The 14,102-nt window shown below is 64.5% G+C and carries 11 protein-coding genes and 1 pseudogene; 4 read left to right on the top strand and 8 right to left on the bottom strand.

The window, feature by feature from the left end:
* Both SX243_09750 and clpX read right to left on the bottom strand, forming a co-directional pair.
* Positions 1-284: LON peptidase substrate-binding domain-containing protein (locus tag SX243_09750; GenBank protein MDY7093242.1), on the bottom strand; the 284-nt coding region annotated here is incomplete at its 3' end.
* A 296-nt stretch (positions 285-580) separates the two neighbouring features.
* Positions 581-1,414: pseudogene (gene clpX, locus SX243_09745) on the bottom strand (ATP-dependent protease ATP-binding subunit ClpX).
* Here clpX and SX243_09740 point away from each other — a divergent pair.
* From SX243_09740 to SX243_09730, 3 genes are all read left to right on the top strand, one after another.
* A complete protein-coding gene (locus SX243_09740) occupies positions 1,414-2,406 on the top strand; it encodes a thioredoxin family protein (GenBank protein MDY7093241.1) in 993 nt (330 codons plus the stop codon). The pseudogene clpX and the gene SX243_09740 overlap by 1 nt on opposite strands.
* 32 nt (positions 2,407-2,438) lie before the next feature.
* On the top strand, positions 2,439-3,050 hold the full coding sequence (locus tag SX243_09735) for a thioredoxin family protein (protein MDY7093240.1): 612 nt from the start codon (positions 2,439-2,441) through the stop codon (positions 3,048-3,050).
* Positions 3,051-3,210: 160 nt separating this feature from the next.
* The gene (locus SX243_09730) at positions 3,211-4,293 is read left to right on the top strand and encodes a hypothetical protein (GenBank protein ID MDY7093239.1); all 1,083 of its coding nucleotides are present in this window, start codon (positions 3,211-3,213) and stop codon (positions 4,291-4,293) included.
* Positions 4,294-4,343: 50 nt separating this feature from the next.
* On the opposite strand, the gene SX243_09725 is transcribed toward SX243_09730, so the two are convergent.
* From SX243_09725 to SX243_09715, 3 genes are all read right to left on the bottom strand, one after another.
* A complete protein-coding gene (locus SX243_09725; protein MDY7093238.1) occupies positions 4,344-4,781 on the bottom strand; it encodes a putative toxin-antitoxin system toxin component, PIN family in 438 nt (145 codons plus the stop codon).
* Positions 4,774-5,004 (bottom strand): hypothetical protein, encoded by a 231-nt coding sequence (locus SX243_09720; GenBank protein MDY7093237.1) that lies wholly within the window; start codon positions 5,002-5,004, stop codon positions 4,774-4,776. The genes SX243_09725 and SX243_09720 overlap by 8 nt, the downstream gene beginning before the upstream one ends.
* 148 nt (positions 5,005-5,152) lie before the next feature.
* Entirely contained in the window at positions 5,153-6,049 is an 897-nt protein-coding gene (locus SX243_09715) for a ThuA domain-containing protein (GenBank protein MDY7093236.1), read from the bottom strand.
* A gap of 144 nt (positions 6,050-6,193) precedes the next feature.
* Between SX243_09715 and SX243_09710 the strand changes: the two genes are divergently transcribed.
* Positions 6,194-6,823: a carbonic anhydrase gene (locus SX243_09710; GenBank protein MDY7093235.1), complete on the top strand. Its 630-nt coding sequence runs from the start codon at positions 6,194-6,196 to the stop codon at positions 6,821-6,823.
* A 98-nt stretch (positions 6,824-6,921) separates the two neighbouring features.
* Here the strand turns inward: SX243_09710 and SX243_09705 are convergent, their stop codons facing one another.
* From SX243_09705 to SX243_09695, 3 genes are all read right to left on the bottom strand, one after another.
* On the bottom strand, positions 6,922-9,825 hold the full coding sequence (locus SX243_09705; GenBank protein ID MDY7093234.1) for a cytochrome P460 family protein: 2,904 nt from the start codon (positions 9,823-9,825) through the stop codon (positions 6,922-6,924).
* 423 nt (positions 9,826-10,248) lie between these two features.
* On the bottom strand, positions 10,249-11,718 hold the full coding sequence (locus SX243_09700; GenBank protein ID MDY7093233.1) for a metallophosphoesterase: 1,470 nt from the start codon (positions 11,716-11,718) through the stop codon (positions 10,249-10,251).
* 19 nt (positions 11,719-11,737) lie between these two features.
* Positions 11,738-14,074, bottom strand: coding sequence for a cytochrome c (locus tag SX243_09695; GenBank protein ID MDY7093232.1), 2,337 nt, complete (start codon positions 14,072-14,074; stop codon positions 11,738-11,740).
* Between the last annotated feature and the right edge of the window lie 28 nt (positions 14,075-14,102).

Below are 14,102 nucleotides of genomic sequence, written 5' to 3'. Positions count from 1 at the left end.
CCTTCCACCAGCACCTTGACGGTCTGGTCAGGCAGCTTCAGCAACTGGGTGACCGTTGCCATCGTGCCGACTTCATAAATGTCTTCGGATCCCGGATCATCATCAGCCGCTTCGCGCTGGGCAACAAGCATGATCTGCTTATCGGCCTGCATGACATGCTCAAGCGCATTGATCGACTTGGCGCGCCCGACAAATAACGGCACAACCATATGCGGAAACACCACAATGTCGCGGAGCGGTAAGACCGGAAAGATATTCGTTTGTGAAGAACTGCTACTTTGCATAATTCGATCCCTTTATGGGCCTCGCGGATTGTCTATCTTGCGCCGATTCCCATCTTCCGCCAACTGCCAGAAATGGTCCCACGGCCGCAAAGCGCCTAGATTGAAGCACGCTTTTCGACACCTGATGTGGCCCTTCCGCGCGCGAAATTCAAGCTGTCGGCAAAACGGGAGAGATAGCGTAAACAAAAAGGCGGTGAACGGCGAAACTATCCAGATGGTCAAAGCGCCATTTCGCATCAAGCGCCAGACCAAACCGGGCGGGCTGCCCGGTCTGTTGTCCGGCTGCGCGAAACCAGTCAGGCAGACGTACCGATATCTTCGCGCCGCTCCCTGTCGGAATAGATGTAAAGCGGACTTGCTTTCCCATCCACGACTTCACCACTGATCACGACTTCCTCGACGCCTTCGAGGCTCGGCAAGTCATACATCGTATCAAGCAGGATAGCCTCAAGAATCGACCGCAGACCGCGTGCACCGGTTTTCCGCGCAATGCCCTTCTTGGCAATGGCATGCAAAGCCTCATCCGAGAAGGAGAGCTTGACATCTTCCATATCAAACAGACGCTGGAACTGCTTTATCAGAGCATTTTTCGGCTTTGTCAGAATTTCGACCAGGGCCGCTTCGTCAAGATCGCTCAACGTCGCCAGCACCGGCAGACGGCCGACAAATTCAGGAATCAGGCCAAACGACAGCAAATCCTCCGGCTCAAGCTCTTTCAGCACCTCACCCGTCTTGCGATCATCAGGCACACGCACATCGGCGCCAAACCCGACCGATGAATTCTGTCCCCGATGGGAGATGATCCGTTCCAGACCGGCAAATGCGCCGCCACAGATAAACAGGATATTGGTGGTATCGACCTGCAGGAATTCCTGCTGCGGATGCTTACGCCCGCCTTGCGGGGGCACACTCGCGACAGTGCCTTCCATAAGTTTCAGGAGCGCCTGCTGCACCCCTTCGCCCGAAACATCGCGCGTGATGGACGGATTGTCGGATTTGCGGCTGATCTTATCCACCTCATCGATATAAACGATGCCACGCTGCGCCTTCTCCACATTGTAATCGGCGGCCTGCAACAGTTTCAGGATGATATTTTCAACATCTTCACCAACATAACCGGCTTCGGTCATTGGCCCTCAACTTTCTCGGTGTCTTCGAGCTCGGTCAGCGCTTTGCCGGCCGCGCGGCGTCGGCAGCGACCCACGATGGGGGCGCCAGCGGTGCTTTTTGGAGCGGCGTCCTGGCGACGGCGGTGGCCACGCCGTGTACGGCTCCCTTCATGGGCAGCGCTGTCGGTTTCGCCACCGTCGTGGCGCCGCCCGTAGCCGTGGCCGTCTTCACCGCCCTCGGCGCCGGCATGGCTGCCCCCTACGTCGCTCTGGTCTATTTCCCCGCCGCTCTGCGCAAGCTGCCGCGGCCTGGCCCGTGGATGGAGACCCTCAAGCAGCTCATGGCCTTCCCGCTCTTCGCCACGGTTTTGTGGCTCGTCTGGGTGCTGGCCGCCCAGCGCGGGACACCGGGAGTGATGGTGGTCCTCGCTGCCCTTCTCCTCGCCGGTTTCGCCGCCTGGCTGGCGCCGCGCATGTCTCGGGATCGGGCTGGAGATGGGGCTCGCCGGAGGTGGTTGCAGGGCGTCGGGGTGACGCTGGCGGCGCTCTGCGCTGTCGGTGCCGTGGCGCTGGTGCTTTCCCCGGCCTTCCTCGAGGCCGATGCCGAGACGGGGACCGCCGCCGGGTCGACTTCAGAAGCCGGCCTCGAGTGGCTGACCTGGAGCCCGGAGCTGGTCGCCGATCTGCGCGCCGAAGGCCGGCCGGTCTACGTCGACTTCACCGCTCGCTGGTGTCTGACCTGCCAGGTCAACAAGCGGGTGGTCTTCGGCTCGGATCGGGTGCTGCGGGAGCTCGAGGAGCGCAACATCGCCCTGGTGCGCGGGGATTGGACCAACCAGGATCCGCGCATCACCGCCGCCCTCGAAGAACACGGGCGCAGCGGAGTGCCGCTCAATCTCTTCTATTCGCCGGACTCCGGCGCACCGCCGGAGGTTTTGCCCACGGTGCTCAGCCCGGATCTCGTCCTGCGAGTGATTCGATCATCCAGCGACCGCCGGTCGCAGACCTCTTGAACCTCAACAAGACTCCAAGGAGACTCAGCGAAATGAGACATCTCTTGTTCACGCTTTTCCTCGCGGCGATGGTCGCCGTCGTTCTGCCGATTCCCGCCACCGCCGCCGTCCAGGTCAATCAGGCCGCCCCCGACTTCACCCTGCCCAGCGCCGACGGCGCGACCCACAGCCTGTCCGAGTTCCGCGGCAAGGTGGTGGTGCTCGAATGGCTGAACTACGGGTGCCCCTTCGTGCAGAAGCACTATGACAGCGGCAATATGCAGGCTCTGCAGAAGCGCTACACCGGTGAGGACGTGGTGTGGCTGTCGATCAATTCCTCCGCCCCCGGCAAGCAAGGGCATAGCTCCCCGGCGGAGGCCGCCGAGCTGACGGCGGAACATGACGCCGCTCCCACCGCCGTTCTCCTCGATCCCGAGGGCGAAGTGGGCAAGATGTACGGCGCCCGCACCACTCCCCACATGTACATCATCGACCCCGACGGCAACCTGGTTTACAACGGTGCCATCGACGACAAGCCCACCACCGACCAGGCGGACATCGAGGGCGCGGAGAATTACGTCGTCGCCGCTCTCTCCGCGGTGATGGACGGCCAGCAGCCCGCGTTGCAGACCACCAAGCCCTACGGCTGTAGCGTCAAGTACTAAAGCGCAGCCTCGAGCCGAAGGCCCAGGCTGCCGGATCCCGCTCCGGCTCGCCCACCGGCTAATCCTTCAGCTCATCCCCCAGCTCATCGGACGGGCATGCGGTGACGAAAGATCTGGCAGAATCACTGCCGTTCGGAACCGCTGCCCGAAGGAGAGCTGCATGATGAGTCCCCGATCCAATCCCTCGATCCCCCGTGTCCTGCTGGTGCTCGTGCCCCTCGGGCTTGCCGTTGCGTGCGGCCCCGAGCCTGTCGAAGAACCGGCCCCAAGGGTAGACGTTGCCGAGGCCGACGCCCAGGCTCGTCAGGAAGGGGGGGAAGAGGGTGAGGATGGGGAGAGCGGGGAGAACGATGGAGACGTCGCCTACGACCTGGTCTTCCTTTCCGGCCGTAGCGGCAGCAATCAGCTCTACCGTTTGAATCCGGAGAGCGGCGAGCTGACCACTCTGACGGATCTTCCTCCCGGAGTCTTCGGTCCGCGCTGGGTGCCCGAGCGCCAGTCGTTGACCTTCGCCACCGAGGGGGACGAGAATCTCTCCGCCGGGCTCTACGAGCTAAGGCTGGGAAGTTCTTCTCCGGAAGAGGCTGCTCCCACCTTTCTGCGGGAGAACCCGGCCGGGGACGAGGTGCCGGAGTGGGTGGATGGCCAGCGGCTGTTGTACTCGGCGGTGCGCGCGGGCAATCGCGACGTCTTCCTGCTGCTTCTTCACGATGATCCCGAGGGCGAAGAGCCGGTGCGTCTCACCGAGCATCCGGCGGAGGATCTCCAACCCCGTTGGTCTCCCGAGGACAATGCGGTGCTCTTCGTTTCCCGCCGGGACGGCAATCAGGAGGTCTACCGCCTCGATCTGGCCACCCGCGAGCTCATCAACCTGACCTCCCACCCCAGCCTCGAAGGCCACCCCGAGTGGGCGCCGGAGGGCGCAGGGATCCTCTTCTATCGCTACGACGAAGGGGACGCCGACCTCTACAATCTGTCGCTCCGACCTGGCGAAGAGGACACCGGCGACGGCACCGTCCAGCCCGGTGAGGCCGTCAACCTCACCGCCAGCGAAGGCAACGAGCTGGTGGGACGCTACTCCCCCGACGGCCGCTGGATCGTCTTCAGCTCCGAGCGCACCGGCGATTGGGAGCTCTTCCGCATGCGCCCCGACGGCACCGAGGTCGAGCAGCTCACCGAGTCGGAGGGCTTCGATGGAGATCCGGTGTGGGTGCCGCGGGGGACCTTCGGCGAGGGAGGCTGACGGCTCCGAGGTGCCCACTCAGGAAGAGCGAGAAGCCTCGCCGCTGGTCGCTAGGATGAGCGACCTGGGGCCAGGAGGAGGTTCTCAAAGTCTTCGATGCTGAGAGGCTCGAGGGGAGGGAAGTCCAATTCTCGGAGAGCTTCGAAATGCCGATCCTGGGTGATCAGCAAGGGTGCGTTGCCGGCTACGGCACAGTCGACGAATTTGTCGTCGTCTGGATCTGCAGGGATCAGCCGCCAGCGAAACGAGGGCTCAATGCGCTCGACGTTGGGCAGGAAGAGGAGAGTGCGAACGACATCGAGGGCAACAGTGGGGCTGAGCTTCCGGCCGATGATCTCTTCGTACTCACTCAGAATCTCGTTGCTGAGCACCAAGACGAAGCGACCCTCCAGAAGGGCCCGGAAGATCCAGTGGAATTTCGAGCGGGACGAGATGGAGACGAGAAGAACGTTGGTATCGAGAACGACGCGGAGACCGGGATCACTCATTCAACCAGGCATCCATGTCCTCGTCGGTGAGCCTGCGTTCATCCCAAAGACGATCTGCCTCCTGCGTCGCCTTGTGGGCAAAGTGGAGTCCAAGAAGGCGCTTGACCTCCAATAAATCCTCGGAGCTGACCCCCGTACTATAGAGCTTCAGTAGCTCGAGCTGGAGATTGCTCAACGGGGAAGACGTCTCTGCATTTCTAGTCGAGTTGGGTGTCGATGCCATATCTTCGGCTCCTGCGATGGCAGTCGGGAGATCTGAACCCAGCTGCCAGTCAATATCTCAATTTACCACGGAGATCTCGAAGGCTGACGAAGGCTGCAGCGCGAGGCGGAGCATGAACTTGGCTGTGGTTCGGTGTCGGATGTCTGAACTACGGTTTCTGAAACCCTAAACGGTGCCGCTCCAACTTCCCCGGCTCCACCCGCGACCAATCACCGAAATCCCCCGACTCGAAACCATCGGAGAAGACCGCGCCGGCGGCCCAGCGGATGGCGCCGCGGATTTGGTTCTTGAAGCGTAGGTCGGAGTAGGTCTGACTGCGGTGGCCGAGGGCAGTGTAGAAAGCGCGGCCGCCTTGGAAGTCGTGGGCCCAGACGATGGGGTGATCGTCCCCCATGGCGCCGCCGCCGGGGTCGTAGGAGCTTTCGTCCAGGGTGTAGAGGACGTTGACCGCGGGGCGGGGATTGGCGCGGAAGTTGTACCACTCCTCCTCGAAGGAGGTCATGGCGTCAGGGAAGCCGGCGCCGGGATGCTCCGGATCTTCGAGCACCAAGGTGGCGGTCTGGATGGCGGGGTGGGAGCGGAACCAGGCGCCGTTGCCCAGCAGGTCGCCGTACCAGGGCCAGTCGTACTCGCAGTCGGCGGCGGCGTGGATCCCTACGTAACCTCCGCCGTTCTGGATGAAGCCCTCGAAGGCCGCCTGTTCCGGATCGTCAAGGACGTCCCCGGTGGTGGAAAGCCAGACCACGACATCGAAGGCGGCAAGAGATCCGGCGGTGAAGAGATCGGTCTTGGCGGTCACCGTCAGCGTGTGCTGCTCCTCCATGGCGATGTCTTCGATCATGGCGATGCCGTCGGAGATGGAGCCGTGGACGAAGCCCTCGGCGCGGGTGAAGAGGAGCACGTCGAGGGGCTCTTCCGCGAAGGCCGGAGCCGTGGCCGGGGTGAGGAAAGTGAGGGCCAGGGTGCTCAGCGAGAAGGCCGAGAGAAGGGGCGCCGTGAGGCTGCCAAGAATTGGACCGTGGGTTGAGGTCGAGATCGAGCGCATGAGATGCACCTCCGTTGGGAGTGTGACTTCTCTTTATAGCATGTGATGCATTTGATCCGTCGCCGGTGTAAGGGTCGCTGGGCGAGAGTTGCAAGGCTTCGACAAAGCTGCCGAGCCGGTGGAGTTTTGCTACTCTCCCGCATCATGATGACTGCACAAGAAGCGCTTAGCCGTCTCCGCGAGGGGAACCAACGATTCGTTGCAGGAGCCCTGCGCACCAGCTCCGCGGTGAGCCATCAGGAACGCGCTGCGCTGGTGGCGGGACAGAGTCCCTTCGCTATCGTCCTCGGCTGCTCCGACTCCCGGGTGCCGGTGGAGATGGTCTTCGACCAGGGGTTGGGAGACCTCTTCGTCATCCGGGTGGCGGGCAACGTCGTGTCGCCTTCCCAGGTCGGCAGCGTCGAATTCGCCGCCGCCACCTTCGGCACGCCGCTGGTGGTGGTGCTTGGCCACTCCACCTGCGGTGCCGTCACCGCCACCCTCAACGAGCTACAGCGGCCGGCAGAGAACCAAAGCCCCAACCTCCGCTCCATCGTCGAGCGCATCACCCCGGCGGTGGCGAGCCTGCTGGAGACCGAGCTCAAAGATCGCCCCGAGGAGCTGGTGGCGAAGGCGGTCCGCGCCAACGTCCGCGCCTCCGCTCATGGCCTCCGCCACGGCTCGCGCATCCTCGAAGACCTCATCGCCGCCGGGAAGCTCCTGGTGGTGGGCGCCGAGTACGACCTCGCTACCGGTGTGGTGGACTTCTTTGACGGGGTGCCGACGGGCTGCTAGCACACCCGGGGCTTGCGCCCCGGGCTAGATGCTGTCGCCCCTTCCGGGGCTCTATTGTGCCGGCGGGCTGCTAGCCGCCAAAAGCCGGTCTTTGATCCTCAGCGCGCACTCGACGTCTGCGCCGGCTTCAGCTTCGCCGGCAGCTTGGCCGTAGCGCTGACCAGCTCGAGCTTCCAATCCTCGGCCTGGGTGCCGGCCAGGTTGAGGTGGCCGGTGAGGAAGTAGAGGCGCTGGGTGTCGGCGCTCTTCGAGGTGCAGAAGCGGTCTTGCAGGTAGTACGGCGGCGTCGCCTGGTAGTAGAGAGTGGCCTGGACGCTGGCCGGGGGCCGGGAGAGCTCCGCCAGAGGCACCTTGTAGATGAGCGAGTCGCCGCCGCCGCAGGGTCCCTTCGAACAATCGTAGTCCGGGTCGTCGCCGACGCCGTCGGAGCCGGTCTCCCGGGCGAGCCGCTCGCCGGCCCCCAGGGCCTGGGAGATTTCCAATCGCTCCCCGTAGGGCAGGAAACCGTGGGGTAGCAGGCGGTTGTCCTTTTCCTCGTGACAGATGGATAGGAAGCTGGTGGTGAAGTGGCCGCCGGGGGTGGGGTCCTCGCCGCATTGGGGGTCGGGGACGTCCGCCGGCGCGGTGACCAGCTCCTGGTAGATCTGCACCTGGTCCTGGCTCTCGATGACCTGGTAGTGGGGCTGATAGACCAGCTTGTCCGGATTGAGCAGGCCGGAGCAATCGTCCTTCCACCACAGCTCGCCGGGCAGCGGATCGCCCTGGTCGTCGATCAACAGGCCGGCGCCGTTGGTGCGGCCGGAGGCCCACAGCACCTCGCCGCGGGCGTCGAGCACCGAGACTTCCAAGAATGCTCGGCGGAAGCCGACGCCGGAGGGGAATTTGTGGCCGGTGAGGTTTTCCACCTGCACGGTGGCGCTGAGGACCTCGTCGGTGCGCTCCAGCTGCCCGACGGAAATGCGGGCAGTGTAGGTCTCGGCGTTGTCGATCATCACCTGTTCGGTGTAGATCAGCGGGTCCAATCCCTTGGAGGTGAGCATCGGGTCTTGGGTGCGAATGCCCAGCACGTCGGGGAATTGCTGGGCCATCTTGAGGAAGAAGACGTTCAGCCCCACCAGGTCGTGATGGGCGTAATCCCGGCGCACCGGCAGGTCGATGTCCTCCGGGCTCAGGTTGTACTCGGCCTGGGGGAAGTTGGAGAACTCCTGGATGCCGGCGATCTTGCTCTCGAAGGGAGTGCCGTCGTCGGTGGCGCTGGGCATATGGCATTGCTGGCAAGTCTCCGGCCGGTCGCCGGCGCCGCCGGGAAGGGGGCCATCGGGGGTAGAACCGGTGCGGTAGGCGCTGAAGGCCCATTCGGGGTAGGTGGTCTGCTCATAGGTGCGGCGCAGGATCTTGCCGTCGTGGAAGACCGGCAGATGCACCGTATGGCAGGAGCCGCAGACCTCCGAGCTGGTCATATCCGCCTTGGCCACCGGGACGATGCCCAGGGCATGGTCCATAGGCATGGTTTTGGGGTCGTCGAAGGGTCCGTAGAGCTCCCCCGGGGAGCCCACCACAAAGCTGCCGGTGAAGGTCTTGGCGAATCCCTCCAGGCCCGGATTGAGAAAGTCCTGACGCTTCTCGAGGCAGTTGTTTTGGGGCAGCTTGGCGTACTCCTCGCGCTCCGCCTCGGTGAGCACCATGTGGTGGCAGGCGGTGCAGGAGATACCGTCCCGGGCCAGGGCGCCGTATTGGGCCAGCGGCGCCGTGGGGTTGTCGTCGGGGTAGGGGACCGAGTTGGCGTAGCGGCGCAGGAAGGGATCGCAGTTCTCATCCTGCTCGCGCCCCGGCACGTCCGGCTGGTCGATGGCGAATTGGCGCTGGCCGAGAATGCCGTGGCAGCCCAGGCAGGTGTCCTGAATCAGCTCCGACTCGTCGGGATGGAAGGTGTCGATCTCGCTGGCCAGCTGGGCGAAGAAGATGGGGTCCCGGCCCCCGAGACCCATGGGCGAGGTGCGCCAGGTGGCGTAGGGGCTGAGGTTGATCAGGTTGTCCCCGTGGGGATTGGGGGTGGTCATGTCGAATTGCAGACCGGTGCCGCCGGCGTCGTGGCAGCCGATGCATTGGTCCGAGGTGATGAACTGACTCGCCGGGGTGATCTTCCCGGCCTGCACCCACACATTGTCGTAGGTCTCCGACGGCATCATCTCCACCGAGTTCCAGGTCGGCCGGGGCAAGGGGGTGGCGGGGAAGGTCTTCACCACCTCCGGGTTGTAGCCGTAGAGGGGCTGCCCCAGGCGCGCCGCGTCGTCGGTGGGTAGGGTCACCAGCCGGTGGTGGCTGGGCTTCACCTGTGCGGCGAAGAAGCCCTGGCTGAGGAAGACCAGCGGCTCGCCGGGCTCGCCCTCGATATTGGTCAGGGAGGAGAAGGTCAGATTGTCCTGAGCCGAAGCGTGGCAGTTGACGCAATATTGGCCAAAGCCCATGTTGGGGTAGGAGTTCTGCGGTGGCGGTGGCCAGTCCGGGGACACCGCTTCCATCCCGAACCAGCCCCAGAACCAGCCGTCGTGGGAGGCCTGCCGGTCCCGCACCATGATCGCCGCGCCGCTGGTGGGGAAGAGGCGGAGCGGGTCGATGTCGAAGCAGGGCTCGGTGGGCGGCTGGAACATTTCCTTGACCAGGACGGCTCCGTCGGGAATGGGCTGGACCTGCGTTGGAGCAGCTCCGTCCTCCTCGGGCCGATTGGCCTTCAGCCACTTCATCATTTCCGGCGAGTACCAAATCACTACCGGCGCATGCGTTCCGTGGTAGTTCCCCACCCACTGGCCATCCTCCAGGGTGGCGATGTAGGGGCCTGTATCCCGAATCCGCTTGTCCCGCTTCCACCCCGCCTTCGAATTCCGGTGGCAATAGCCCAGCAGATACTCCTGCAGCACCGTCTCATACTCATCCAACGGCAACGCCCCCGGCTCCCGCACCTGCTTCTCCAACCGCTCACACAACGCCAAATCCGTCGGCACCAGCGGCACGTCCGACTCGCTTGCACAGCTCGGGCTAGAAACCTGAGCCAGTGCCGGCCCGCCAGCTAGCAGTAGCAGTGCTAGAGCCCAAGAGCAGGCCAGGGCTGAGAGCAGGGGGAGGGTGGAGGTCTTTTTCCCGCCTGCATCCGGCGAAGACCCCGAGGCACCCACCGCAGGCACGAGCCAGCGCGGAGAAACGCGCGGAACTGTCTGAGCGGCAGCGAGTTTTCCGCGCGCCGCGACGGCTCGCCCGCCTGCGGTGGCCAGCAGTGCCGAGGCCTGAGCGGAGGCAGGCGGGAAAAAGACCGGGGGGGCGCTTGCCGTCGGGCGGGGGCTCGCCGTCGGGCGGGGGCTCGCAGAGGCATGCTTCATCAGTGGCTCCTGAAAGAATTGGAAAAAATGTGGATCAGTTCTGCCAGGCCCTCACAGAACCTCCCGATACATCGGTCGGCTCCAGTCGGTTTCCTGGTAGTAGGAAGCGGTGGCCTGGCGGCGCTGGTCGTCGAGGCGCAGGATCACGAAGCCGTGGGCATAGCTCTCATCGACGACGCCCAGCCGCAGCGGCTGACCGGGGTTCGCCGGATCCTCCACCATCTGCGGCGGGTTGGGGACCTTCGGGTTAGGCGCGTAGGGATCCGCCTCCACCAGCGCCGGGATCGCTCCATGACCGATGCAGCGGCCCTTGGCCAGCCCCAGGGTTGGCTGGTAAACGCAAAGATTGTGCTCGTGGCCCCAAAACCAGGCGGCGAGATCGCCGGTGCCCTCCGCGGCGGCCTGCTGAAACTTGCGATAGCTGCTCATCAGCTTGGGGTTGGTGGCCTCTTCACCCGTGGGTTTGACGGTGTCATCACCGCCGATGCGCTCGTGGGCGGAGAAGAGCTGATGGTGGGAGAGCAGCACCGTGCGCCCGCCGCCGCGGCTAAACGAACGGATCTTGTCCACGTGCCAATCTTCTTCTTTGGGGTCGAGGAAGGTGACGTCAGACGAGACGGTGAAGGGGTCACGGTCGTGGAGTCCGGTGTCCATGGCCAAGAGCTGCCAGGCGTCGCTGCGCAAAGCGAAATAACTCGCCCGCTGCGCCTGCGCCGCTGAGAAGAGCGGCGGCGGATTGAGCTGGGGCAGCAGGCCGTAGTATCCGGCGCCGCCGCTGTACATATCGTGATTGCCGGTGAGATTGTAAACCGCCACCGGTTGCTTGTCGCGTTCGAAGACCTCGTCGACGATGTCGAGGAAGAACTTCTTCGTCTCCTCCGGCGTGCCGGAGTAATAAATATCCCCGAGGTGGATCACCACGTCCGGCTGGTGTTTCGCGACCTGCCGCATCAGCGCGATGGCGTCGGAGGTGCCGGTGCCCCAATCTCCCACCAGCGCTACCTTGGCGTCGGCGGGCAGGGTGGGCAGGACGAAATCGCTCATCCGCCGGTAGCGCACATAAGGAATCTTTCCGTGGGCGTTGCTGTCGAGGAAGCTCAGATACGTGGTCACCGATTCTGCCCACCGGGGGTCGCAGGAGCTGAAGTCCAGCTCGTCCCGCTTGGCCAGAGCTTTGGCCAGGTCGCCGCGATGCTTGGCCGCCAGCGCTTCGGCGGCCAGGCGGGCACAATCCCACAGCTTGTGGACCACCCCCGGATGCTTCTCCTGGAGGTCCTTCGGCGGCGTTTCCGGCACCGGCTGGGGAGCGTCCGCAGGCTGCGCCGCCTGGTGCTGCGTGATGGCGTGGGCGACATCGGCGGCGGGGTGACCGGGCCCCAGCCGTGGCTGGTCGGCGGAGTTCCCCCGCTCCGGGGCCCCTGAGTCCAGGCCGAGGGTGTCTCCCAGCTTGCTGGCGACGCCCTCCACCAGGCTTTGGAAAATCGAGTGTTGGGGATGACGAAAGGTGTTGAGGCGGGTCATGGATGATCCTCGGGATCGTTCACAGGGTCTTCAAATACTCGATGAGATCCCACTTCTCCTCGTCCGTCAGCTCCACTCCGTAAAGATGCCCACCGTTGCCGTTGCCGTCCACCGTGGTGTCCAGCAGGAACGTTGAGCCTTGGATCTTCGGCTCCTGATGCAGGAAACCCACCTTCACCGGGTCGAAGACGTCGTAGCCGGTGCGGAAGCTCTTGGGCCGCTGTTCCACCGGCTGCAGCAGATCCCAGAGCGTCGGCACCGAGCCGTTGTGCAGATACGGTCCGCGGGCCCAGATGCCGTCGATGGGTAGGTTGGCGTAGCCCTGGGTCTTGCGGTAGGCGTCGAATTGGAACAGCCCCTCGTGCACCGTGTGGAAAGTCTCTACCAACTTCTCGGTGAAGGACTCCAGGCGGTGGGGGTCGGTGCCGACGTCGGCGATGTTGGTGACGGTGCCGATCTTCGGCCCGCCGAACTCATGACAGCTGGCGCATTGGGCCTTGAAGATCTCCCAGCCTCGGGCCGACTTCTCTTCATCGATGGTGCCGGGGAAGGCCGGTGGTGGCAGCTGGAGAACAAAGTCGGTGACGATCTTGAAGTGGTCCGGCAACACCGAGTCCGGCGTCGCTCCCACCGCCATGGCGGCGGCATAGTTGCGCTCGCGGATGGCGTTGTTGTTGCCGTCCCAATGCAGGTACATCCCCTCCCGGGCGCGCTGATTCCAGATCGCCGGCAGATCCACCGTGCCGATGGAGCCATCGTCGGGGAGATTGAAGACGGTGATCTTGGTGGGGTTGAACGTGTCGGTGCGGCCCCGGCCCTGGGGCGGACGGCTCTTCTGCCAGGAATAGCCGCGGCGCTGGGTCTCCAGACCGCTCTTGGCGGTGGGGATCACCACATATTCATACAGCTTGGCCTGCAGCCAGCTCAGATCCTGCTTGTCGCGGATCTTGGCGACGATGTCTCTCGCTTTGAACCGTGGATCCTGGGCGCAGTCGTAGAGGAACCACTGGAAGGCCTGGAGATCCAGGGTGTGGGCCGGCCCTCCGAGGGCGATCTGCTGCTCGCTGTCGGCTTCGGTGCGGTAGGCGGCGGTGTGGCAGAGGGAGCAATTGGGCTCCACCGCCGGATAGCCCTGGTGGCGCAGGGCGAAGCCGATGGGGAGGTCCTTGCCGTCCTCGTAGAGCAGTCCCAGCGACTTCCAGCCGGCGTCGGCATCGGGCAGCTTGTCGGGGCAGATCTCCGGCAGCACCTGCCACAGGTAGTAGGGAATGCGGGCCTCCACCGCCAGGCCGATGGCGCCGTATTTGAACTGCTCCGCCGGGTCGTCGTAGATGGGATCCGGCTCGGTGCGCAGCAGGGTGTCGTAGACGCCGTGGGCGAGATAGCCGCCCACCAGCAGCACCAGGACCAGCAGTCCCAACGCCACCGGTGATTTGAGCAGGGCGGCGACGTGGCCGCCCCAGGACCGCAGCACGCCGCCGATGCCCGCGCCGCTGGCCCGGTAGGTCGCCGGCAGCCCGCGCTGCAGCGCCAGCAGAAGGAGGATGGCCAGCACCGCATCGATGAGCCAGAACCAGCCGGTGGCGCCGCTCAGGCTCCAGCGTGAGGTCTGCCACAGCCAGAAGGCGGCGGAGCCGAACCACCCCGCCACCGACAACCAGGCGTAGACCCGGTAGCGCTCCGGCTGCACCGAGGCCGGCAGGGCGAAGAGGCTGATCTGTACCAGCAGCATGCCGCAATTGCCCACCCACAAATACACCCAGGCCAGCTGCGTGCCGCCGAAGGTGCCGACGAAGCTCTCGGGAGCCAGCAGCGCCAGGGCGGCGCAGCCCAGATTGACCAGCACCGCCAGCCAGGTGAGCAGGGCGAAGGCTCGCAAGGCTCCCGGGGTTTGGGCGTCGAAGACGCGGGAGAAATTCTCCCCCCAGCTCTTCATCACCCGCCCCAGATTGCCGATGGAGATCTTCTGCTCCGCCGGCAGCCCCAACTGCAGAAGCACCAAGAAGAGGACGCAGAAGGCGCCGTCGGTGATCCAAAAGGTCTGGATCGGACCGGGCAGCTCCCAGCGACCGTTCTGCCACAGCCAGAAGCACGCCGCTATGCCGCGCCCCACCACCGACAGCCAGGCGTAGACGTGGAACCCCAGGGGATCCCGTGCCGCCGGCAGATAGAAGAGGCTGGCCAGCAAGAGCAGGAAGCCAGCGTAGGCGACCCAGACCAGGGCGAACTCCATGGACCCGGGGCCGAGCATGGCCTCCATCAGATCCGGTGCGAAGAGGGCCGGGAGGATGAATCCCAGGTTGACGGCGACGCCGATCCAGGTCAGGCGCTCGAACCACTTGAGGTACGCGTTCATGGCTGGGTCTCCTCGATCATTGGATTTG

It is taken from the genome of Acidobacteriota bacterium (assembly GCA_034211275.1).
Taxonomy (GTDB): Bacteria; Acidobacteriota; Thermoanaerobaculia; order Multivoradales; family JAHZIX01; genus JAGQSE01.
Note: the sequence above shows the minus strand (reverse complement) of the source record. Positions and strands in the feature narration are given on the sequence as shown.

Excerpts from the sequence above, each read along its gene's own strand:
- SX243_09735 (MDY7093240.1), top strand. The coding sequence starts at position 2,439 with ATGAGACATCTCTTGTTCACGCTTTTCCTCGCGGCGATGGTCGCCGTC.
- SX243_09730 (MDY7093239.1), top strand. The coding sequence starts at position 3,211 with ATGATGAGTCCCCGATCCAATCCCTCGATCCCCCGTGTCCTGCTGGTG.
- SX243_09725 (MDY7093238.1), bottom strand. The coding sequence starts at position 4,781 with ATGAGTGATCCCGGTCTCCGCGTCGTTCTCGATACCAACGTTCTTCTC.
- SX243_09720 (MDY7093237.1), bottom strand. The coding sequence starts at position 5,004 with ATGGCATCGACACCCAACTCGACTAGAAATGCAGAGACGTCTTCCCCG.
- SX243_09715 (MDY7093236.1), bottom strand. The coding sequence starts at position 6,049 with ATGCGCTCGATCTCGACCTCAACCCACGGTCCAATTCTTGGCAGCCTC.
- SX243_09710 (MDY7093235.1), top strand. The coding sequence starts at position 6,194 with ATGATGACTGCACAAGAAGCGCTTAGCCGTCTCCGCGAGGGGAACCAA.
- SX243_09700 (MDY7093233.1), bottom strand. The coding sequence starts at position 11,718 with ATGACCCGCCTCAACACCTTTCGTCATCCCCAACACTCGATTTTCCAA.
- SX243_09695 (MDY7093232.1), bottom strand. The coding sequence starts at position 14,074 with ATGAACGCGTACCTCAAGTGGTTCGAGCGCCTGACCTGGATCGGCGTC.